The organism is Enterobacter sp. BRE11, from assembly GCF_031844285.1.
GTDB lineage: Bacteria > Pseudomonadota > Gammaproteobacteria > Enterobacterales > Enterobacteriaceae > Pantoea.
In genome coordinates, this window is sequence record NZ_JAUZUX010000011.1 from 166,092 (window position 1) to 188,432 (window position 22,341).

The window sequence follows — 22,341 nt, forward strand, 5'->3', positions numbered from 1 at the left end:
AGTTGCAGCCCACCAGCCGCGATTCCATGTATGAAGGATATATAGTACCCTACGCTGTCTGTTAACACCGTTGTAATATGAGGTTAATCCCTTGAGTGACATGGCGAAAAACCTGATTCTCTGGTTAGTCATCGCGGTCGTGCTGATGTCAGTATTCCAGAGCTTTGGGCCCAGCGAGTCGAATGGCCGTAGGGTTGATTATTCAACCTTCCTGTCGGAAGTGAACCAGGATCAGGTCCGCGAGGCACGTATTAACGGGCGTGAGATTAACGTAATCAAGAAAGACAGTAATAAATACACGACCTACATTCCTGTCAACGATCCCAAGTTACTCGATAACCTGTTGACCAAAAACGTCAAAGTAGTCGGCGAACCGCCGGAAGAACCGAGCCTGCTGGCTTCGATCTTCATCTCCTGGTTCCCAATGCTGCTGCTGATTGGCGTGTGGATCTTCTTTATGCGTCAAATGCAGGGCGGCGGTGGCAAAGGCGCAATGTCCTTTGGCAAGAGTAAAGCCCGTATGCTGACGGAAGATCAGATCAAAACCACTTTCGCTGACGTGGCAGGCTGTGACGAAGCGAAAGAGGAAGTAGGCGAACTGGTCGAGTATCTGCGCGAACCGAGCCGCTTCCAGAAGCTGGGCGGTAAAATTCCCAAAGGCGTGCTGATGGTGGGCCCGCCGGGTACCGGTAAAACCCTGCTGGCAAAAGCGATCGCGGGTGAAGCGAAAGTGCCGTTCTTCACCATTTCGGGTTCTGACTTCGTGGAAATGTTCGTGGGCGTGGGCGCATCTCGCGTGCGCGACATGTTCGAACAGGCCAAGAAAGCCGCTCCTTGCATCATCTTTATCGATGAGATCGACGCCGTCGGTCGTCAGCGCGGCGCAGGTTTAGGCGGCGGTCACGATGAACGTGAACAGACCCTGAACCAGATGCTGGTTGAGATGGATGGTTTTGAAGGCAACGAAGGCATTATCGTTATTGCCGCGACGAACCGTCCTGACGTTCTTGACCCGGCGCTGCTGCGTCCAGGCCGCTTTGACCGTCAGGTTGTCGTGGGGCTGCCAGACGTGCGCGGCCGCGAACAGATTCTGAAAGTGCATATGCGCCGCGTGCCGCTGGCGACCGATATCGACGCAGGTATTATCGCGCGCGGTACGCCGGGCTTCTCCGGTGCGGATCTCGCTAACCTGGTGAACGAAGCGGCGCTCTTTGCCGCACGCGGCAATAAGCGCGTGGTATCGATGGTGGAGTTCGAGAAAGCGAAAGACAAAATCATGATGGGTGCGGAACGCCGCTCCATGGTGATGACGGAAGCGCAGAAAGAATCCACCGCGTATCACGAAGCGGGCCACGCGATTATCGGCCGCCTGGTCCCGGAGCACGATCCGGTGCATAAGGTCACGATTATTCCGCGCGGACGTGCGCTCGGCGTGACCTTCTTCCTGCCTGAAGGCGACGCCATTAGCGCCAGCCGTCAGAAGCTGGAAAGCCAGATCTCTACCCTGTACGGCGGCCGCCTGGCTGAGGAGATTATCTACGGTGCGGAACACGTTTCCACCGGCGCCTCTAACGACATCAAAGTGGCCACTAACCTGGCGCGCAACATGGTGACGCAGTGGGGCTTCTCTGAAAAGCTGGGTCCGTTGCTCTATGCGGAAGAAGAGGGCGAGGTGTTCCTTGGCCGTTCCGTGGCGAAAGCGAAGCATATGTCTGACGAAACCGCGCGCATTATCGACCAGGAAGTTAAACACCTGATCGACAGCAACTATCAGCGCGCGCGCCGTATTCTGAGCGAGAACATGGACATTCTTCACGCGATGAAAGACGCGCTGATGAAGTATGAAACCATTGATGCGCCGCAGATCGACGACCTGATGGCGCGCCGCGAAGTGCGTCCGCCAGCAGGCTGGGAAGATCCGGGCAGCAACTCCGACAGCAACGGCACGCCGAAGGCGCCGCGTCCGGTCGATGAACCGCGCACGCCGAATCCTGGCAACACCATGTCAGAGCAGTTCGACAAATAACAGGGTTTCACCCTTGCAAAAACCCCGGCTGGTCCGGGGTTTTTTACATCCGTAATCAGGTCATCAGAGGAGATTTTCCCCATGAAGTTGTACGCTCGTGATACCCATCTCGATTTGTCGTTTCCCCATGTGATGGGAATTTTGAATGTCACGCCGGACTCCTTCTCCGATGGTGGAAAACATCACACGCTGGTCGAGGCGCTGACGCATACCAATGTAATGGTTAACGCGGGCGCGACTATTATCGATGTCGGCGGCGAATCGACCCGTCCGGGAGCGGATGAGGTAAGCGTTGAGGAGGAGCTGGCGCGCGTTATTCCAGTAGTAGAGGCGATCGCACAGCGTTTCGAGGTGTGGATTTCGGTTGATACCTCAAAAGCCGAGGTCATCCGCGAAGCGGCGCGAGCGGGCGCTCACATCATCAACGATATTCGCTCGCTCTCGGAACCCGGCGCGCTGGAAGCGGCAGCGGCGGCTAATTTGCCGGTTTGCCTGATGCATATGCAGGGCGAGCCGCGCACAATGCAGCAGGCGCCGGAGTATCGCGATGTGGTAAGTGAAGTGGATGCTTACTTCGTGGACCAAATCGCGCGCTGCGTGGCTGCGGGCATCAAAAAAGAATATCTGCTGCTCGACCCGGGCTTCGGTTTCGGTAAGAATCTCAACCACAACTATGAGCTGCTGGCCCACCTTGGCCATTTTCACCATTTCGGGCTGCCGCTGCTGGTGGGCATGTCGCGTAAATCTATGATTGGTCAGCTGTTGAACGTCGGGCCTTCGCAGCGACTGACGGGCAGCCTGACCTGCGCAACGATCGCCGCGATGCAGGGCGCGCAGATCGTTCGCGTACATGACGTTAAAGAGACGGTCGAAGCGATGCGCGTTGTCGAGGCGACACGGAGAGCAAAAGGATAATTAAGGCATGAGTAATCGTAAATATTTTGGTACGGACGGCATTCGCGGCAAGGTTGGCGAAGCGCCGATTACCCCTGACTTTGTACTGAAGCTGGGCTGGGCAGCGGGCAAGGTGCTGGCGCGCCACGGCTCACGAAAAGTGCTGATTGGTAAAGATACGCGTATCTCTGGCTACATGCTGGAGTCGGCGCTGGAAGCGGGCCTGGCTGCAGCGGGCTTGTCCGCCGCCTTTACCGGCCCGATGCCGACGCCCGCCATCGCCTATCTGACGCGCACCTTCCGCGCCGAAGCGGGCATCGTCATCTCCGCGTCGCACAACCCGTTTGACGACAACGGCATTAAATTCTTCTCCGCCGAAGGCACCAAGCTGCCGGACGAGGTAGAAGAGGCGATTGAGCTGGAAATGGAGAAGCCGCTAACCTGCGTTGAGTCCGCCGAGCTGGGGCGCGCCAGCCGCATCGTAGATGCTGCCGGCCGCTATATTGAATTCTGCAAGGGCACCTTTCCGAGCGAGCTCAGCCTTAACGGCCTGAAAATCGTGGTCGACTGCGCCAACGGCGCCACCTACCACATTGCGCCGAACGTGCTGCGCGAGCTGGGCGCTACCGTTGTCGCCATCGCGACTCAGCCTGACGGCATGAATATCAACAAAGCGTGCGGCGCAACCGATCTGAGTATGCTGCAGCAGCGCGTGCTGGCGGAGAAGGCAGATATCGGCCTGGCTTACGACGGCGACGGCGACCGCATCATGATGGTTGACCATCTGGGCGAGAAGGTCGATGGCGACCAGATCCTCTACATCATTGCGCGCGAAGGGCTGCGTCAGGGGCAGCTGCGCGGTGGCGTGGTCGGCACCCTGATGAGCAACATGGGCCTTGAGCTGGCGCTGAAGCAGCTTGGCATTCCTTTCGCCCGCGCCAAAGTGGGCGACCGCTACGTGCTGGAAAAGATGCAGGAAAAACACTGGCGTCTCGGTGCGGAGAACTCTGGCCACGTTATTCTGCTGGATAAAACCACCACCGGCGACGGCATTGTAGCAAGTTTGCAAGTGCTCACTGCAATGGTGCGCAACCATATGAGTCTGCATGACCTGTGCAGCGGCATGAAGATGCTGCCGCAGGTGCTGGTCAACGTGCGCTTCAGCGGCACCGGCGATCCGCTGGAAGACGAGGCGGTAAAAAGCGTGACGGCGGAGGTGGAAAAGACGCTGGCGGGACGCGGACGCGTGCTGCTGCGTAAATCGGGCACCGAGCCGTTGATTCGCGTGATGGTCGAAGGGGAAAACGAAGCGCAGGTCACCGAGCTGGCGCATCGTATCGCCGAGCAGGTTAAAGCAGTTTAAGGCGCAAACGGCGGACGGTTTTACGCCGATCCGCCGTTAAAATCATCAGGATGGCGCTTTTTTCCGCAGTCGATCGCAGCGAAGAAAATTACCCTTGCAGAGGGGGGCGCCTTTGGTTAGTATTCACACCCGCTTCTGATGGGTGATGACGACACGGCCCATCTATACTGGCTGAAGCTTAACTGTGCGGTAATCGCGCAAGGAAACAGGTTGATTATGTACGAAGCTCTTTTAGTTATCTTCCTTATTGTGGCCATCGCCCTCGTGGGTTTGATTATGCTGCAGCAAGGTAAAGGCGCTGATATGGGAGCCTCATTCGGTGCAGGCGCATCCGCAACGCTGTTCGGTTCTACGGGTTCAGGTAACTTCATGACTCGCATGACCGGCATTCTCGCGGCGCTGTTCTTCATCATCAGCCTTGTTCTGGGTAACCTGAACACCAATAAGACTTCAAAAGGAAGCGAGTGGGAAAATCTGTCAGCGCCGGCGCAGTCAACGACCCAGCCTGCACAACCGGCAACGCCGGGTAACGATATCCCGAAATAAGTTCGTCATGCTTGCGACGCGACAGATTCAAGTCGCGGTCTGAACAGTGCCGAGGTGGTGGAATTGGTAGACACGCTACCTTGAGGTGGTAGTGCCCGATTGGGCTTACGGGTTCAAGTCCCGTCCTCGGTACCAAATCTGGTTTTACTTGCAAATATCGCAAGATCAGCGTAACATTCGTCACGTTTTCGGACGCGGGGTGGAGCAGCCTGGTAGCTCGTCGGGCTCATAACCCGAAGGTCGTCGGTTCAAATCCGGCCCCCGCAACCACTTTCCCTTAGAGTTCTTTTTCAAATATACTGTGTGCATCGACGGACGCATCGCAGCGAGTTTTGAAAAAAATTCTTCTGGACGGTGCCGAGCCGCTTAGCGGCGTACAGGGTCCAGTCACAAAAAGCCCCGAATTTTCGGGGTTTTTTGTTATCAGGAAATCGCAACACTGGGCTATTAAGCCCTTTTTTTATGTCTTGGGGGTGGGCTTGTCCACATTAGAGCAAAAATTGACAGAGTTGGTATCGGCTCCGGTAGAAGCGCTCGGCTACGAACTGGTCGGTATCGAATTCGTTCGTGGTCGCACATCAACCCTGCGCATCTATATTGATAGTGAAGATGGCATCAATGTCGATGATTGCGCGGATGTCAGCCACCAGGTAAGCGCGGTGCTGGATGTGGAAGATCCCATCACCGTGGCTTACAACCTTGAAGTCTCCTCACCGGGACTGGATCGCCCGATGTTTACTGCAGAACACTACGTGCGGTATACAGGCGAAGAAGTCAGTCTGGTCCTGCGTATGGCGGTACAAAACCGTCGTAAATGGCAGGGCATCATCAAGTCGGTCGACGGCGAGATGGTGACGGTGACCGTTGAGGGTAAAGACGAGGTGTTCGCGCTGAGTAATATTCAGAAAGCGAACCTGGTCCCCCACTTTTAAAAGTCCGGATTGAGGCTAACCAGGATGAACAAAGAGATCTTAGCTGTTGTAGAAGCCGTTTCTAACGAAAAAGCCCTGCCGCGTGAGAAAATCTTCGAAGCGCTGGAGAGCGCGCTGGCAACTGCAACCAAGAAGAAATACGAGCAAGAGATTGACGTTCGCGTCAGCATCGATCGCAAAAGCGGCGACTTCGACACCTTCCGCCGTTGGGAAGTGGTAGAAGAAGTAACGCAGCCGACGCGCGAGATCACGCTGGAGGCAGCCCGCTTCGAGGATGAAGCGTTCAATCTGGGCGATTACGTTGAAGATCAGATCGAATCGGTCACCTTTGACCGCATCACCACCCAGACGGCGAAGCAGGTTATCGTGCAGAAAGTGCGCGAAGCTGAGCGCGCGATGGTGGTCGATCAGTTCCGCCAGCATGAAGGCGAGATCATCACCGGCGTAGTGAAGAAAGTGAATCGCGACAACATCACCCTGGATCTCGGCAGCAACGCCGAAGCGGTGATTTTGCGTGAAGATATGCTGCCGCGTGAGAACTTCCGTCCGGGCGACCGTATTCGCGGCGTGCTTTATGCCGTCCGTCCGGAAGCGCGCGGCGCGCAGCTGTTCGTGACCCGTTCTAAGCCAGAGATGCTGATTGAACTGTTCCGCATCGAGGTGCCGGAAATCGGCGAAGAAGTGCTTGAAATTAAAGCGGCAGCTCGCGATCCGGGTTCACGCGCTAAGATTGCGGTGAAAACCAACGATAAACGCATCGACCCGGTCGGCGCCTGCGTCGGCATGCGCGGCGCGCGCGTCCAGGCTGTATCCAGCGAACTGGGCGGCGAGCGTATCGATATCGTGCTGTGGGACGACAACCCGGCGCAGTTTGTTATTAACGCCATGGCTCCGGCCGACGTGGCGTCAATCGTGGTTGATGAAGATAACCACACCATGGATATCGCTGTTGAAGCCGGCAATCTGGCTCAGGCGATCGGCCGTAACGGCCAAAACGTGCGTCTGGCTTCCCAGCTGAGTGGCTGGGAGCTGAACGTGATGACCGTCGATGATCTGCAGGCGAAACACCAGGCCGAAGCGCATGCTGCTATTGATATGTTTACTAAACATCTCGACATCGACGAAGAGTTCGCCACCGTACTGGTGGAAGAGGGCTTCTCTTCGCTGGAAGAGCTGGCATACGTGCCGATCAACGAGCTGCTGGACGTTGATGGTCTGGACGAAGAGACCGTAGAAGCCCTGCGCGAACGAGCCAAAAATGCGTTAACCACCCTGGCGCTGGCGAAAGAAGAGAGCCGTGGTAATCAGGAGCCCGCTGAGGATCTTCTGAATCTCGACGGCCTGGATCGTACGCTGGCGTACCGCCTGGCGGCGAAAGGCGTTTGCACGCTGGAAGATCTCGCCGAGCAAGGTGTCGACGACCTGACGGATATTGAAGGGCTGAATGATGAGCAAGCCGGCGCGCTGATTATGGCCGCGCGAAATATCTGCTGGTTCGGCGATGACGCGTAATAACAGGAAGGAACAGCATGACAGATGTAACCGTAAAATCGCTGGCCGCAGAGATTCAGACCCCGGTCGATCGCCTGGTTCAGCAATTTGCTGACGCAGGGATCCGCAAGTCGGAGAACGACGCGGTCACGCAGCAAGAGAAAGAAACTTTATTGTCTCACCTCAATCGCGAGCATGGTCAGACCGGCTCTGGCAAGTTAACATTGCAGCGTAAGACGCGCAGTACCTTGAATATCCCAGGCACCGGGGGTAAAAGTAAATCGGTGCAAATCGAAGTCCGCAAAAAGCGCACCTACGTGAAAGGTGATGCGGAAGCTGAACAGGCAGAAGCAGAAGCCCAGGCTCAGCGTGAAGCGGAAGAAAAGGCGCAACGCGAGGCTGAAGAAAAAGCCCGTCGCGAAGCTGAAGAAAAAGCGCAACGTGAAGCCGAAGAGAAAGCCAAGCGCGAAGCCGCTGAAAAGGCGAAGCGTGAAGCAGCGGAAAAAGAAAAAGTGACGAATCATCAAACCGACGATATGACCAAGGCTGCGCAGTCCGACAAAGCCCGTCGCGAAGCCGAAGCGGCTGAACTGAAGCGTAAAGCGGAAGAAGAAGCGCGCCGTAAGCTCGAAGAAGACGCGCGCCGCGTCGCTGAAGAAGCGCGCCGCCTGGCTGAAGAAAAATCAGCTGAGTGGGAAAAACCTGAAGAAGAGGATAAAGGCGACTATCACGTCACCACCTCGACTCATGCCCGTCAGGCGGAAGACGAGAACGACCGTCAGGTAGAAGCGGGTCGCGCACGCGCGCGCACCACAGCTAAAGCGACGCGTCCGGCGAAGAAAGGCAACAAGCATTCTGAAGCCAAAACCGATCGCGAAGAAGCGCGCGCGCAGATTCGTGGCGGCAAAGGCGGTAAACACCGCAAGCCAAGCGCACTGCAGCAGGGCTTCAACAAACCGGCTCAGGTTGTTAACCGCGACGTCATTATTGGCGAAACTATCACCGTAGCCGAGCTGGCTAATAAAATGGCGGTGAAAGGTTCGCAGGTCATTAAAGCGATGATGAAGATGGGTGCCATGGCGACCATCAACCAGGTCATCGACCAGGAAACGGCTCAGCTGGTGGCGGAAGAGATGGGTCACAAAGTGATCCTGCGCCGCGAGAACGAGCTGGAAGAAGCGGTAATGAGCGATCGCGATACCGATGCCGCGCAGGAATCTCGCGCGCCGGTTGTGACCATCATGGGCCACGTCGACCACGGTAAAACCTCGCTGCTGGACTACATCCGTTCGACCAAAGTCGCCTCGGGCGAAGCGGGCGGCATTACTCAGCACATCGGTGCTTACCATGTCGAAACCGACAACGGCATGATCACCTTCCTCGACACCCCGGGCCACGCCGCGTTTACCGCGATGCGTGCGCGTGGTGCGCAGGCGACGGATATCGTTATCCTCGTGGTGGCGGCTGACGACGGCGTGATGCCGCAGACCATCGAAGCAATCCAGCACGCGAAAGCGGCGGGTGTGCCGGTTGTGGTTGCCGTCAACAAAATCGATAAGCCGGAAGCCGATCCGGATCGCGTCAAGAACGAACTGACGCAGTACGGCATCATTCCGGAAGAGTGGGGCGGCGAAAACATGTTCGTCAACGTCTCTGCGAAAGCCGGTACCGGTATCGACGACCTGCTGAATGCGATTCTGCTGCAGGCGGAAGTGCTGGAGCTGACCGCGATTCGCGAAGGCATGGCAAGCGGCGTGGTAATCGAATCCTTCCTGGATAAAGGCCGTGGTCCGGTTGCTACCGTACTGGTGCGCGAAGGTACCCTGAACAAAGGCGACATCGTGCTGTGCGGCTTCGAATATGGCCGTGTGCGTGCGATGCGCGACGAGCTGGGCCGCGAAGTCATGGAAGCGGGTCCGTCTATTCCGGTGGAAATTCTCGGTCTCTCCGGCGTGCCGGCAGCGGGCGACGAAGCGACCGTGGTGCGTGACGAGAAGAAAGCGCGTGAAGTTGCGCTCTACCGTCAGGGCAAGTTCCGCGAAGTCAAACTGGCGCGTCAGCAGAAGGCGAAGCTCGAGAACATGTTCGCCAACATGACCGAAGGCGAAGTTTCCGAGCTGAACATCGTGCTGAAGTCCGACGTCCAGGGCTCTGTGGAAGCGATCTCCGACTCGCTGCTGAAACTCTCCACCGACGAAGTGAAGGTGAAGATCATCGGTTCGGGCGTGGGTGGTATTACCGAAACCGACGCCACGCTGGCTGCGGCGTCCAACGCCATCATTCTCGGCTTCAACGTGCGTGCCGATGCCTCTGCGCGTCGCGTCATCGATGCTGAAAACGTCGACCTGCGTTACTACTCCGTCATCTATAATCTGATCGACGAAGTAAAAGCGGCGATGAGCGGCATGCTGGCGCCGGAGTTCAAACAGCAGATTATCGGTCTGGCTGAAGTGCGCGATGTGTTCAAGTCACCGAAATTCGGCGCGATTGCCGGCTGTATGGTTACCGAAGGCAACATCAAGCGTCACAACCCGATCCGCGTGCTGCGCGATAACGTGGTTATCTATGAAGGCGAGCTGGAATCTCTGCGTCGCTTCAAGGATGACGTCAACGAAGTGCGTAACGGCATGGAGTGTGGTATCGGCGTGAAGAACTACAACGACGTTCGCGTTGGCGATATGATCGAAGTGTTCGAAGTGATCGAAGTTAAGCGCACCATCGAATAAGCATTACGCGATGTGTTGCAATTTGGGAGGCCGCTGGCCTCCCGAATTATTTTGGAGAGATGATTATGGCGAAAGAATTTGGCCGTCCGCAGCGCGTGTCGCAGGAGCTGCAAAAAGAGATTGCCATCATTCTGCAGCGCGAGATTAAAGATCCGCGTCTTGGCATGATGGTGACGGTATCCGGCGTGGAAGTGTCGCGCGACCTCGCGTATGCCAAAGTGTTTGTCACCTTCCTTAACGACAAAGACGAAGAGGCCGTTAAAAATGGCCTGAAGGCGCTGAAAGAAGCCTCTGGCTATATCCGTATTCTGCTCGGCAAAGCGATGCGTCTGCGTATCGTGCCGGAACTGACCTTCTTCTACGACAATTCGCTGATTGAAGGTATGCGCATGTCGAACCTGGTGTCGAACGTCATCAAAAACGACGTCGAGCGCCGCGGTGAAAACCCGGCGGAAGATGACAAGGAGGACTGATGAGTCGTCCTCGTCGTCGCGGTCGCGACGTCCACGGTGTGTTCCTGCTCGACAAGCAGCAGGGCGCGTCGTCCAACGATGTGCTGCAAAAAGTTAAACGTCTGTTTAACGCTAACAAGGCGGGCCACACCGGCGCGCTCGATCCGCTGGCGACCGGCATGCTGCCGATTTGTCTCGGCGAAGCGACCAAGTTCTCCCAGTATCTGCTCGACTCGGATAAGCGTTATCGCGTCATTGCGCGCCTCGGCGAGCGCACCGATACGTCCGACGCCGACGGCAATATCGTCGAAACGCGCACGGTCTCCTTTAGCCAGGATCAACTCGACGCGGCGCTGGAGAGCTTTCGCGGCGAGACGATGCAGGTGCCGACCATGTTTTCGGCGCTGAAGTATCAAGGCCGAAAGCTGTATGAGTACGCGCGTGAAGGGGTGACCGTGCCGCGCGAAGCGCGTCCGATTACCGTCTTTGAGCTGCAGTTTATTCGCTGGGAAGGCGATGAGCTGGAGCTGGAAATTCACGTCTCCAAAGGCACCTATATCCGCACCATTATCGACGATCTGGGCGAGAAGCTCGGCTGCGGCGCGCATGTCATTATGCTGCGTCGTTTGCAGGTGGCGCGCTATCCGATCGAAAAGATGATGACGCTGGAGCAGCTGCAGGCCGTCGCGGCGACGGTAAACGCGGCGGAAATACCTGATTACGCGCCGCTTGACGCGCTTTTACTGCCGATGGATAGCCCGGCGGACGCATTTCCCATCGTTAATCTGCCTTCCGCCGTCGCCGCTTATTTTAAACAGGGCATGCCGGTTCAGGCAGCGGATGCGCCGCAGCAGGGGCTGGTGCGCGTTACCGAAGGCGATGCGCATAAATTTATCGGCATGGCGGAAATCGCGGCTGACGGACGCGTCGCGCCGCGTCGCCTGGTGGTGGAGTATCCGGCGTAACGTTACGCAACGTCGTATTTGCGTTGCTCTCGGGCGAAGAGTAGAATAGCGCGGCTTTAAAGCGGGTAGCTGAATTAGAGATCGGCGCCCATACATTCATTTATTACTGGAGTTTATTATGTCTCTAAGCGTAGAAGCTAAAGCAGAGATCGTTGCTAAATACGGTCGTGGCGCTAACGACAGCGGCTCAACTGAAGTTCAGGTTGCACTGCTGACTGCCCAGATTAGCCACCTGCAGGGTCACTTCTCTGAGCACAAGAAAGACCACCACAGCCGTCGCGGTCTGCTGCGCATGGTATCTCAGCGTCGTAAGCTGCTGGACTACCTGAAGCGTAAAGACGTTGCACGCTACACCAGCCTGATCGAAAGCCTGGGTCTGCGTCGCTAAGTCTGAAGAATCTGATCAAGGATGTAGCGCAGAGAGTTTGCGAAAAAACGCGTCTTGCGATCAGATTCGTGCGAGTTTCACGAAAAGGGGGCCTTTATGGCCCCTTTTTTCGAGCAATGCGCAGCAATCCGGACCAAACTCATGTATTGTTGCAGTGAGTGATCTTCGTTTGCAGAGGTTCGCGCGGCTAATGAGAGGCTTTACCGCAGATTCGGTTAAGGGTTGTCATTAGTCGCGAGGATGCAACTGAAGATCGGTAATCCATGGCACGCCAGAAAGGCGCTGCCCCGAAGTTAAGGAATTCATTTTGCTGAACCCGATCGTACGTCAATTCCAATATGGTCAGCATACCGTCACGCTGGAAACCGGCATGATGGCGCGCCAGGCCACCGCAGCCGTTATGGCCAGCATGGACGACACCGCTGTATTTGTTACCGTTGTTGGCCAGAAAAAAGCCAAACCCGGTCAGGACTTCTTCCCGCTGACCGTGAACTACCAGGAGCGTACCTACGCGGCTGGCCGTATCCCGGGCAGCTTCTTCCGTCGCGAAGGCCGTCCAAGCGAAGGCGAAACCCTGATTGCGCGTCTGATTGACCGCCCGATTCGTCCGCTGTTTCCGGAAGGCTTCGTTAACGAAGTTCAGGTTATCGCCACCGTGGTTTCCGTAAACCCGCAGGTCAACCCGGATATCGTCGCGATGATCGGCGCCTCTGCCGCACTGGCGCTGTCAGGCCTGCCGTTCAACGGCCCGATCGGTGCCGCGCGCGTCGGCTACATCAACGACCAGTATGTGCTGAACCCGACCGCTGACGAAATCAAACAGTCTCGTCTGGATCTGGTGGTTGCCGGTACGCAGAACGCGGTACTGATGGTTGAGTCCGAAGCGGATATCCTGACCGAAGATCAGATGCTGGGTGCAGTGGTGTTTGGCCACGAGCAGCAGCAGACCGTTATCGAAAACATCAATTCTCTGGTCGCCGAAGCGGGTAAACCGCGCTGGGACTGGCAGCCTGAGCCGGCTAACGACGCGCTGATCGCACGCGTTGCCGCCCTGGCTGAAGCGCGCATCAGCGACGCTTACCGCATTACTGACAAGCAAGAGCGTTACACCCAGGTTGGCGTCATCAAAGACGAAACCATCGCTGCGCTGCTGGCTGAAGACGAAACGCTGGATGATGCTGAAATCGGCGACATCGTTCACAGCCTGGAAAAGAACGTGGTGCGTACCCGTATCCTGAACGGCGAACCGCGTATTGACGGCCGTGAAAAAGATATGATCCGTGGCCTGGACGTGCGCACCGGCGTACTGCCGCGCACGCACGGCTCGGCGCTGTTCACCCGTGGCGAAACGCAGGCGCTGGTCGCCGCGACGCTGGGTACCGCGCGCGACGCGCAGAACCTGGACGAGCTGATGGGCGAACGCACCGACAGCTTCCTGTTCCACTACAACTTCCCTCCGTACTCGGTAGGCGAAACCGGTATGGTCGGCTCGCCGAAGCGTCGTGAGATTGGTCACGGTCGTCTGGCGAAGCGCGGCGTGCTGGCTGTAATGCCGAAGCAGGAAGAGTTCCCGTACACCGTACGCGTTGTTTCTGAAATCACCGAATCTAACGGCTCCTCTTCTATGGCTTCCGTGTGCGGTGCATCTCTGGCGCTGATGGATGCTGGCGTGCCGATCAAAGCGGCCGTTGCAGGCATCGCGATGGGCCTGGTGAAAGAAGATGAGAAGTTCGTGGTGCTGTCTGACATCCTCGGCGACGAAGATCACCTCGGCGATATGGACTTCAAAGTAGCCGGTAGCCGTGAAGGTATCACCGCGCTGCAGATGGACATCAAAATCGAAGGCATCACCCGCGAAATCATGCAGGTTGCGCTGAATCAGGCCAAAGGTGCGCGTCTGCACATCCTGGGCGTGATGGAGCAGGCAATCAGCACGCCGCGCAAAGAGATCTCTGAGTTCGCGCCGCGCATTTACACCATCAAGATCAATTCAGACAAGATCAAAGATGTGATTGGTAAAGGCGGTTCCGTGATCCGTGCGCTGACCGAAGAAACCGGCACCACCATCGAAATCGAAGACGACGGCACCGTGAAAATCGCGGCGACCGACGGTCTGAAGGCGAAAGAGGCGATTCGTCGCATCGAAGAAATTACCGCCGAGATCGAAGTGGGCCGTGTTTACAGCGGTAAAGTGACCCGTATCGTCGACTTTGGCGCCTTCGTCGCCATCGGCGGCGGCAAGGAAGGTCTGGTACACATTTCTCAGATTGCGGACAAGCGCGTAGAGAAAGTGACCGACTATCTGCAGATGGGCCAGGAAGTGCCGGTTAAGGTACTGGAAGTGGACCGTCAGGGCCGCGTCCGTCTGAGCATCAAAGAAGCGACAGAGTCTAAGCCTCAGGGCGAAGAAGATGCCGTGACCAGCGCGCCAGACGCAGAGTAATTCCCTGTTTGCCTCTCCTTATCCCATTGCGGATGGGAGAGGCGTTTGTGTCATCGCGAGGGCGGGAATCCTTTTGCACAGCAGGCGGATAACAGGAGCGTTGTCCTAATGTTTGTATTCGGGAGTGGCAAATGAAGCCTTTTTTGCGCTGGTGTTTTGTTGCGACAGCTATCACGCTGGCAGGATGCAGCAACTCCAATTGGCGTAAGAACGAAGTTCTTGCAGTACCTCTACAGCCCACACTGCAGCAGGAAGTGATTCTGGCGCGAATGGAACAAATTCTTGCCAGTCGCGCCCTTACCGATGATGAACGCGCACAGCTATTATATGAGCGCGGAGTGTTGTATGATAGTCTCGGTCTGAGAGCACTCGCGCGGAACGATTTCTCGCAAGCGCTGTCTATAAGACCAGATATGCCGGAAGTGTTTAACTATCTCGGCATATATTTAACGCAGGCAGGCAATTTTGATGCTGCCTATGAAGCGTTTGATTCTGTACTTGAGCTTGATCCAACTTACAATTATGCGCATTTAAACCGTGGTATCGCCCTCTATTACGGCGGTCGATACAAGTTAGCGCAAGATGATCTGCTGGCGTTTTATCAAGACGATCCCAACGATCCTTTCCGCAGCCTGTGGCTCTATCTCGACGAACGTGAGATGGATGCTGATAAGGCGAAAGTTGCGCTGCAGCAGCGTTACGACAAAGCGGCCCGCGATCAATGGGGATGGAACATTGTCGAATTCTACCTTGGCGACATCAGTGAAAGCACGCTGATGGAACGTCTCAAGGCAGACGCAACGGATAACACCTCGCTCGCTGAACATCTCAGTGAAACCAACTTCTATTTAGGTAAGCACTACCTAAGTCTGGGGGAGAAGGACAACGCGAAAGCGCTGTTCAAACTGGCGGTGGCCAACAACGTCAATAACTTTGTTGAACACCGATACGCATTGTTGGAACTGGCGCAACTCGGCCAGACACAAGACGATTTATCAGAATCTGACCAGCAATAGCTGACGAACTTTTATTGCCTGAACTACCTGTAAAGTCATCATCTTCAGGATGAGGGCTTTTCTGTTCGTCAAAACTTCTAATTTGAGCCGGTTCACACTTTTTGATGAAAATGACTGAAAATTTTCACGACGAGTTATGTAGACTGGCCGCCGCAATCTAAGAGGCACGTGTACTACATGACTGATATCCAAACCACTTTTGCTGACCTGGGCCTGAACGCCGACATCCTCGAATCACTGAACGGCATGGGCTATGTTAAGCCTTCTCCGATCCAGGCTGAGTGTATTCCTCACCTGCTGGCGGGCCGTGACGTACTGGGCATGGCGCAGACCGGCAGTGGTAAAACCGCAGCGTTCTCGCTGCCGCTGTTAAACAACATTGATCCTTCTCTTCGCGCACCGCAGATCCTGGTGCTGGCGCCGACCCGCGAGCTGGCGGTTCAGGTTGCCGAAGCGATGACCGAATTCTCTAAACATATGCGTGGTGTCAACGTTGTGGCCCTTTACGGCGGCCAGCGTTATGACGTGCAGCTGCGCGCGCTGCGTCAGGGCCCGCAAATCGTAGTCGGCACCCCGGGTCGTCTGCTCGACCACCTGAAACGCGGCACGCTGGATCTCTCTAACCTGCGTGGCCTGGTACTGGACGAAGCTGATGAAATGCTACGTATGGGCTTCATCGAAGACGTTGAAACCATCATGGCGCAGATCCCGGAAGGTCATCAGACCGCGCTGTTCTCAGCGACCATGCCGGAAGCGATCCGCCGCATCACCAAACGTTTCATGAAAGATCCGCAGGAAGTGCGCATCCAGTCTAGCGTCACCACGCGCCCGGACATCAGCCAGTCTTACTGGACGGCGTACGGTCGTAAAACCGACGCGCTGGTGCGTTTCCTGGAAGCGGAAGATTTTGATGCCGCTATTATCTTTGTGCGTACCAAAAACGCGACGCTGGAAGTGGCTGAAGCGCTGGAGCGCAACGGCTACAACAGCGCCGCGCTGAACGGCGATATGAACCAGGCACTGCGTGAGCAGACCCTGGAGCGCCTGAAAGATGGTCGCCTCGATATCCTGATCGCTACCGACGTTGCGGCGCGTGGTCTCGATGTGGAACGCATCAGCCTGGTCGTTAACTACGATATTCCGCTGGACGCTGAGTCTTACGTTCACCGTATCGGTCGTACCGGCCGTGCCGGTCGTGCGGGTCGCGCACTGCTGTTCGTCGAGAACCGCGAGCGTCGTCTGCTGCGCAACATTGAGCGCACCATGAAGCTGACCATTCCAGAAGTGGAACTGCCGAATGCCGAACTGCTGAGCACCCGTCGTCTGGAGAAATTCGCCGCACGCGTACAGCAGCAGCTGGAAAGCAGCGATCTGGACCAGTATCGTGCGCTGCTGGAGAAACTCTCTCCGCAGGACGAGCTGGATATGGAAACGCTGGCCGCCGCGCTGCTGAAAATGGCGCAGGGCGAACGCCCGCTGATCGTCCAGCCGGACGCGCCGCGTCCGCAGCGTCGTGAGTTCCGCGATCGTGACGACCGTCGTGATGACCGTCGCAGCCCGCGTGACAACCGTGAAGGCGGCGATCGTCCGCGTCGCGAACGTCGCGACGTTGGCGAAATGGAACTCTACCGCATTGAAGTGGGCCGTGATGACGGCGTTGAAGTGCGTCACATCGTCGGCGCTATCGCCAACGAAGGCGACATCAGCAGCCGCTACATCGGCAACATCAAGCTGTTCGGCACCCACTCAACTATCGAGCTGCCGAAAGGCATGCCGGGCGATATCCTGCAGCACTTCACCCGCACGCGTATTCTCAATAAACCGATGAATATGCAGCTGCTAGGCGATGCGCAGCCGCAGAGCGAAGCGCGCGGCGAACGCCGCGGCGGCGGCCGTGATTTCAGCGGCGAGCGTCGTGGCGGCGGCAACCGTGAAGGTGGTCGCGAAGGCGGACGTCGTTTCTCTTCCGAGCGTCGTGAAGGCGGACGCAGCTTCAACCGTGAAGGCGGTCGCGGTCCGCGTCGCGAAGAAGGCGCTGCTGCAGCGCCGCGTCGTCGCGAGTTCTAATCAGCCTCGCTGATTGATAAAAAGGGAAGCCTCCGGGCTTCCCTTTTTTTTGCCTTACGCGCCGCCCGCAATCAGCACACGCTCGCCGCTGATATAGGCCGCCTCTTCCGAGGCGAGAAACAGCGCCACCTGCGCCACATCTTCCGGCAGGCCGAAACGCCCAAGCGGCGTCGCCGCCAGTAACTGCGCCTTGAGCTGCGGATTGAGCTTCTTCGCGGAGAGCAGCCCTTCCGTCATAATGATGCCCGGCGCCAGCGCGTTAACGCGAATATTGCGCGGGCCCAGCTCGCGCGCCAGCCCCTGCGTCAGCGTATCGATCGCGCCTTTGGTGGTCGCCCAGAGCACAGAGCCCGGCGTGCTCTGCTGGCTGTTGAGCGCGCTGAGATTGATGATGCAGCCGCCGTGCGGCGGGAAACGCCGCGCCGCCTGCTGGCAAACCAGCAGCGTACCCAGCAGATTCACGTTAAGCTGCTGCTGCATCTCCAGCAGGCTCAGGGCGCTAAACTCGCCGTGATGGAACTGACCGGCGTTATTGACCACAATATCGGGCGCACCAAAGCAGGCCAGCGTGGTGTCGAACAGCCGCTCGACGTCCGCTTCGCGGGAAATATCTGCCTGCACCGCCAGCCCTTCGCTGCCCAGGGTGCGAATGTCGCTCACCACATCTGCCGCGCCCACCTCATCCTGGCGGTAGTTGACCACTACGCGCGCGCCAGCTGCAGCGAACGCCGTAGCAATCGCTGCGCCAATGCCCTTTGAGGCGCCCGTCACCAGCGCAATTTTTCCGTCAAGTGCTTTCATTTTGTCTCTCCACCTGCGTATGCGTGTGCAAAATATGCGCTTTCAGGCCGAATGGGCGGTAGCGCAATCCTGCAAGTCTCTTGCACGATCCTGCAAATCTGGCGGCGAAGCGGCTGCGTTCGTTACCGCTTCGGGTAACATATCAGCCACAGCTTACTCGCGGAGATAAAGGAGAGGATATGGCGGAACCGGCGCAGCTGGCGCTTCTGGCGCAGCTTATCGCGCGTCATGCGGCCGACGATGGCCGTCACGACAGCGCGATTGATTTTCTCTTTTTCGGCCGTAGCTCCCGGCCGTCCGAACCGACCTATCATGCGCAATGGGCCAGCTTCGCGCTGGTGGCGCAGGGCGGAAAAGCGCTGCGGATGGGTGAGGAGATCATTCATTACGGCCCCGGCGATCTGCTGCTGGTGACGATGGATATGCCGGTACGCTCCTGCGTCACGGTCGCCACGCCTGAGAAGCCGAACCTTGGCATCGGCATCGCAATAAACGAAGAGAGACTGATGCGCTATCTCGAAACGTTTCCGCTCACTTCGCCGCTGGTGGAAGCGCGCACCGAGCGCGGCATCGCGGCACACAAAGTGTCGCCGCTGCTGGTGGATGCGGTTATCCGTCTGATTCGCCTGCTGGATCAGCCGCAGGATATCGCCGCGCTGGCGCCGCTTATCGAGCAGGAGATCTTCTATCGTCTGCTGACCGGTCCGGAAGGGGGCCGCATCCTCAATATGGCGCTGGCGGAGCGGCCGGGCAACAAGGTGGCGCGCGCGGCGCGCTGGCTGCGGGAGAATTTTCAACAGCCGCTGAAAATCGGCTGGCTTGCCAGCAGCGTCGGCATGAGCGCCTCTTCGCTGCACCATCATTTCAAAGCGGTCACCGCAATGACGCCGATGCAGTATCAGAAGCAGCTGCGTCTCAACGAGGCGCGACGGCTGATGATGATAGAGAAGCTGGATGCCGGAACGGCGGGCTATCGCGTGGGATACCAGAGCGCGTCGCAGTTCAGCCGGGAGTACAGCCGTTTTTACGGCCGATCTCCCGCGCGCGACGTGCGCCAGCTGGCGGTGGGGCCGGAAGCGTAGCGCCCACCGCAGAAGCGTTTACAGCGAGCGGGCCGCTTCCATCGCAATGGCGAAGGAGCGCAGACGTGCCTCAGTATCGAAAATTTGGCCGTTGACCATAATCTCGTCCGCCTGAGTCTCGCGCATCAGCCCGGCCAGGCCGTGACGCACTTTATCGGCATCGCCCACCAGCGACATGCTCAGCGCCTGCTGCACGCCATACTGTTCCGACGGCGACCACAGATTATCCATGTTTTCCACCGGCGCAGGCAGCGGGCCCGGCTTGCCGCGGCGCAGGTTGATAAACTGCTGCTGCTGCGAGGTAAACAGGAAACGCGCGTCGCGCTCGCTGTCGGCGGCGACAACGTTGATGCAGACCATGGCGTACGGCTTGTCCAGACGCGCCGAAGGCTGGAATTTTTCACGATAGAGATGCAGCGCCTGGAACAGCTGATCGGGCGCGAAGTGCGACGCAAAGGCGAATGGCAGGCCGAGCTGCGCCGAGAGCTGTGCGCTGTAGAGGCTGGAGCCAAGCAGCCAGACCGGGATCTTCATGCCCAGGCCAGGCACAGGCTGAACCGGCGGCTGCGCATCTTCGTCAGCGTCGAACCAGTTAAGCAGCTCCTGAACATCATCCGGGAAGGTGTCCGCATGGATGCTGGAGAGGTGGCGACGCAGCGCCATCATGGTGCGCTGGTCGGAGCCCGGCGCGCGGCCGAGGCCTAAATCGATGCGGCCGGGATAGAGCGACGCCAGGGTGCCGAACTGTTCGGCGATTACCAGCGGCGCATGGTTTGGCAGCATAATGCCGCCCGATCCCAGATGCAGCGTCGTGGTGTTGGCCGCCAGATAGCCGATCAGCACCGAGGTCGCCGCGCTGGCGATGCCGGTCATATTATGGTGCTCGGCCAGCCAGTAACGTTCATAGCCCAACGCTTCCGCCTGACGCGCCAGCGCCAGCGAGGTATGAAAGGCATCGCGCGGGGTAGAACCCTGTGGAATCGGCGCCAGATCCAGCACGGAAAGACGAAGGGGTTTTTTATCAGACATGGGCACTCCAGTTGGGTATGGCGCAGGTGATGATTAACCTGCACCGACCAGTATTGCGTAATAATGCCCATATTAAAACTGCTAACAAAGGCAGGCGGCTAGCCTGTATGTGCCTTTCAGGATGTCAGCAGCCTCATGCCGGCCACTTTACGCCAGTAGCCGTTGCAGTCATTGCTGTTGGCCATCATTAACGGCGACAGCCCCTCTTCATTAGCGCGGAAGCGGGCAATCTCATCCAGCGTCGCGGTGCTTTGCGGCGACAGACGCAGAATATCGACCCAGCCGCGCATGCCAGCCAGGTCGTTGCCGAGGTTGTAGCAGTAGCCGCTCATGGTCTGAATACCGTTCAGCACAAATACCTGCTGACCTTCCTGCGAGTGGACGCGGCGTCCGTTAGGGTAGTTGATGCAGCAGGTCTGGCAGTCGTCTTTGGCGCGATGTTCGGCGCGGGCGGTAAAGCAGCGCGCCGAGAGCGCCAGCGGCAGATAGCCGTAGCCCAGCACCTCGACTTCGAACCGGCTGCGGATGTTGCGCTCCTCGCTCTGCTGCAGCAGCTGCAGCAGCCAGTCGCGCGACATCTCCACCGGCATGCACCAGCGCGTCATTCCTTCTTTTACCAGCAGGTGCAGGGTTTCGACGTTATAGACGTTAAGCGTTGGCCCGGCGACAAAGGGAAGACCGCGCTCGGCCGCCATATTCACCGTGCCGACGTCGTTGGCCTCAATGAGAAACTCGCCGTTATCGACGTAGCGCTTCAGCTCTTTCAGCTCCGAAGGCGACTGCAGCAGCGCCAGCGTGCTCAGTACGACCTGCTTGCCGCTGGCCGCCAGCTCGCGCGCCATTTCCATCCAGCGCTGATACGAGGTGGCGCGCCGTTTGCTGCACACCGCTTCACCGAGGTAGATGATATCCGCGCTGCTGCTCGCCGCCTGCTGGTAAAAGCTCGCCAGCTGCTCTGTCGGCCAGTACCACAGCACCGGACCGATTGCGTATTGCATTCTCTTCTCCTTATTGCCATTCACGGTGGTAAGCGCCAAGCGTGGTCTGCGAGCCTTCGGAGAGCTCATCAAGCGCCGCCGTCCAGGCCTCGGTGACGGCAAAGTTTCCCGGCTCGCGCCTGCAGCGATCGATCGCCTGTCGCCAGACGCGCGCCACCTGCGCGACATAGGCCGGGCTGCGCTGACGTCCTTCGATCTTTACCGAGGCGACGCCCGCGCGCAGCAGCTCCGGCAGCAGCGTCAGGGTATTGAGGCTGGTGGGCTCCTCCAGCACGTGGTAGCGCTGCCCGTCGACCTGATAGCGGCCTTTGCACAGGGTGGGATAGCCAGCGCTCTCATCCGGCGCGTAGCGGTCAATCAGCACGTCGTTAAGCCGCGACTCCATGCCGCTGGGCGTTTGCTGCCAGCGCACGAACTTCGCCGGCGAACAGGCGCCCGCGCTGTTGGGCGATTCGCCGGTCAGCCACGAAGAGAGATAGCAGCGGCCTTCCGCCATAATGCAGAGGCTGCCGAAGGCGAATACCTCGAGCGGCACCGGCGTCTCGCGCGCCAGCTGTTTCACCTGATGCAGAGACAGCACGCGCGGCAGCACCACGCGGCTTAGCGCGAAGTGACGATGATAGAAGCGCACCGCTTCCAGGTTGGTGGCGGAGGCCTGCACCGACAGATGGCGTTCAACCTCGGGGTAGCGCTGTGCGGCGTACTCCAGCGTCGCGATATCGGCAAGGATCAGCGCGTCCGCACCGTTCTGCGCCGCCACGTCGATAGCGCGTTGCCAGCGGCCCATACCGTCAGGATGAGCGAAGGTATTAATGGCGACATGTAATTTACGGCGATGCTGATGCAGATAGCGCGCCGCTTCCATCAGCTTCTTGTCGGTAAAGTTCAGCCCGGCGAAGTGGCGCGCGTTGGTGTCATCTTTTAATCCGACATACACCGCATCGGCGCCATTCTCCACCGCTGAACGCACGGCGGGCAGATTACCGGCCGGACACAGCAGTTCCATAGTGCTCCCTCGTCGACAGGATAAGGCGACGAGTCTAGGCAAGCGGCTGGAGGGAAATGTTGATTTGGGGCAGTGATTCGCCAGTTGACGCGACGGATAGCGGAAAATTTGCGCAG

At 58.0% G+C, this 22,341-nt stretch carries 19 protein-coding genes and 2 tRNA genes; 17 read left to right on the forward strand and 4 right to left on the reverse strand.

The annotated features are described in order from the left end of the window. Positions 1 to 100 precede the first annotated feature (100 nt). The 16 genes from ftsH (at position 101) to Q9R34_RS13845 (ending at position 17,309) form a co-directional block, all read left to right on the forward strand. A complete protein-coding gene (ftsH, locus tag Q9R34_RS13770) occupies positions 101 to 2,026 on the forward strand; it encodes an ATP-dependent zinc metalloprotease FtsH (RefSeq protein ID WP_033749306.1) in 1,926 nt (641 codons plus the stop codon). A gap of 81 nt (positions 2,027 to 2,107) precedes the next feature. After that, complete coding sequence (gene folP / locus Q9R34_RS13775; RefSeq protein WP_485894400.1) at positions 2,108 to 2,941, forward strand: dihydropteroate synthase; 834 nt, start codon at positions 2,108 to 2,110, stop codon at positions 2,939 to 2,941. A gap of 7 nt (positions 2,942 to 2,948) precedes the next feature. Then, complete coding sequence (gene glmM / locus Q9R34_RS13780; protein ID WP_434124302.1) at positions 2,949 to 4,283, forward strand: phosphoglucosamine mutase; 1,335 nt, start codon at positions 2,949 to 2,951, stop codon at positions 4,281 to 4,283. 216 nt (positions 4,284 to 4,499) lie between these two features. Further along, a complete protein-coding gene (gene secG, locus Q9R34_RS13785; protein ID WP_033749638.1) occupies positions 4,500 to 4,829 on the forward strand; it encodes a preprotein translocase subunit SecG in 330 nt (109 codons plus the stop codon). Between the two features lie 48 nt (positions 4,830 to 4,877). After that, positions 4,878 to 4,964: transfer RNA gene (locus Q9R34_RS13790), tRNA-Leu, on the forward strand. Positions 4,965 to 5,022: 58 nt separating this feature from the next. Further along, positions 5,023 to 5,099: transfer RNA gene (locus Q9R34_RS13795), tRNA-Met, on the forward strand. 209 nt (positions 5,100 to 5,308) lie between these two features. Next, positions 5,309 to 5,761, forward strand: coding sequence for a ribosome maturation factor RimP (gene rimP / locus Q9R34_RS13800; protein ID WP_033749310.1), 453 nt, complete (start codon positions 5,309 to 5,311; stop codon positions 5,759 to 5,761). A 24-nt stretch (positions 5,762 to 5,785) separates the two neighbouring features. Next, complete coding sequence (nusA, locus tag Q9R34_RS13805) at positions 5,786 to 7,273, forward strand: transcription termination factor NusA (protein WP_434124303.1); 1,488 nt, start codon at positions 5,786 to 5,788, stop codon at positions 7,271 to 7,273. A gap of 17 nt (positions 7,274 to 7,290) precedes the next feature. Beyond that, positions 7,291 to 9,978, forward strand: a complete 2,688-nt coding sequence (gene infB / locus Q9R34_RS13810) for a translation initiation factor IF-2 (protein WP_434124304.1) — start codon at positions 7,291 to 7,293, stop codon at positions 9,976 to 9,978. 65 nt (positions 9,979 to 10,043) lie between these two features. Continuing rightward, on the forward strand, positions 10,044 to 10,451 hold the full coding sequence (rbfA, locus tag Q9R34_RS13815; protein ID WP_033749639.1) for a 30S ribosome-binding factor RbfA: 408 nt from the start codon (positions 10,044 to 10,046) through the stop codon (positions 10,449 to 10,451). Beyond that, complete coding sequence (gene truB / locus Q9R34_RS13820) at positions 10,451 to 11,395, forward strand: tRNA pseudouridine(55) synthase TruB (protein WP_485894404.1); 945 nt, start codon at positions 10,451 to 10,453, stop codon at positions 11,393 to 11,395. The genes rbfA and truB overlap by 1 nt, the downstream gene beginning before the upstream one ends. 118 nt (positions 11,396 to 11,513) lie before the next feature. Continuing rightward, positions 11,514 to 11,783, forward strand: a complete 270-nt coding sequence (rpsO, locus tag Q9R34_RS13825; RefSeq protein ID WP_033749314.1) for a 30S ribosomal protein S15 — start codon at positions 11,514 to 11,516, stop codon at positions 11,781 to 11,783. A gap of 307 nt (positions 11,784 to 12,090) precedes the next feature. Further along, positions 12,091 to 14,226 carry a polyribonucleotide nucleotidyltransferase gene (gene pnp, locus Q9R34_RS13830; RefSeq protein WP_485894406.1) on the forward strand — a complete coding sequence of 712 codons (2,136 nt, stop codon included), beginning with the start codon at positions 12,091 to 12,093 and terminating at the stop codon, positions 14,224 to 14,226. A 131-nt stretch (positions 14,227 to 14,357) separates the two neighbouring features. Then, complete coding sequence (nlpI, locus tag Q9R34_RS13835) at positions 14,358 to 15,242, forward strand: lipoprotein NlpI (protein WP_033749316.1); 885 nt, start codon at positions 14,358 to 14,360, stop codon at positions 15,240 to 15,242. 104 nt (positions 15,243 to 15,346) lie between these two features. Beyond that, positions 15,347 to 15,403, forward strand: a complete 57-nt coding sequence (gene yrbN, locus Q9R34_RS13840; RefSeq protein WP_100229640.1) for a protein YrbN — start codon at positions 15,347 to 15,349, stop codon at positions 15,401 to 15,403. 16 nt (positions 15,404 to 15,419) lie between these two features. Then, positions 15,420 to 17,309, forward strand: coding sequence for a DEAD/DEAH family ATP-dependent RNA helicase (locus Q9R34_RS13845; RefSeq protein WP_485894408.1), 1,890 nt, complete (start codon positions 15,420 to 15,422; stop codon positions 17,307 to 17,309). A 54-nt stretch (positions 17,310 to 17,363) separates the two neighbouring features. Here the strand turns inward: Q9R34_RS13845 and Q9R34_RS13850 are convergent, their stop codons facing one another. After that, positions 17,364 to 18,110 carry an SDR family NAD(P)-dependent oxidoreductase gene (locus Q9R34_RS13850; RefSeq protein ID WP_485894410.1) on the reverse strand — a complete coding sequence of 249 codons (747 nt, stop codon included), beginning with the start codon at positions 18,108 to 18,110 and terminating at the stop codon, positions 17,364 to 17,366. A gap of 179 nt (positions 18,111 to 18,289) precedes the next feature. Here Q9R34_RS13850 and Q9R34_RS13855 point away from each other — a divergent pair, with 179 nt between their 5' ends. Continuing rightward, a complete protein-coding gene (locus tag Q9R34_RS13855) occupies positions 18,290 to 19,192 on the forward strand; it encodes an AraC family transcriptional regulator (RefSeq protein ID WP_434124309.1) in 903 nt (300 codons plus the stop codon). Positions 19,193 to 19,210: 18 nt separating this feature from the next. On the opposite strand, the gene Q9R34_RS13860 is transcribed toward Q9R34_RS13855, so the two are convergent. The 3 genes from Q9R34_RS13860 to ubiU form a co-directional block, all read right to left on the reverse strand. Continuing rightward, entirely contained in the window at positions 19,211 to 20,221 is a 1,011-nt protein-coding gene (locus Q9R34_RS13860; RefSeq protein WP_434124310.1) for a luciferase-like monooxygenase, read from the reverse strand. A gap of 116 nt (positions 20,222 to 20,337) precedes the next feature. Continuing rightward, entirely contained in the window at positions 20,338 to 21,219 is an 882-nt protein-coding gene (locus Q9R34_RS13865) for a U32 family peptidase (RefSeq protein WP_434124311.1), read from the reverse strand. 10 nt (positions 21,220 to 21,229) lie between these two features. Continuing rightward, positions 21,230 to 22,225 carry a ubiquinone anaerobic biosynthesis protein UbiU gene (gene ubiU, locus Q9R34_RS13870; protein WP_434124312.1) on the reverse strand — a complete coding sequence of 332 codons (996 nt, stop codon included), beginning with the start codon at positions 22,223 to 22,225 and terminating at the stop codon, positions 21,230 to 21,232. Between the last annotated feature and the right edge of the window lie 116 nt (positions 22,226 to 22,341).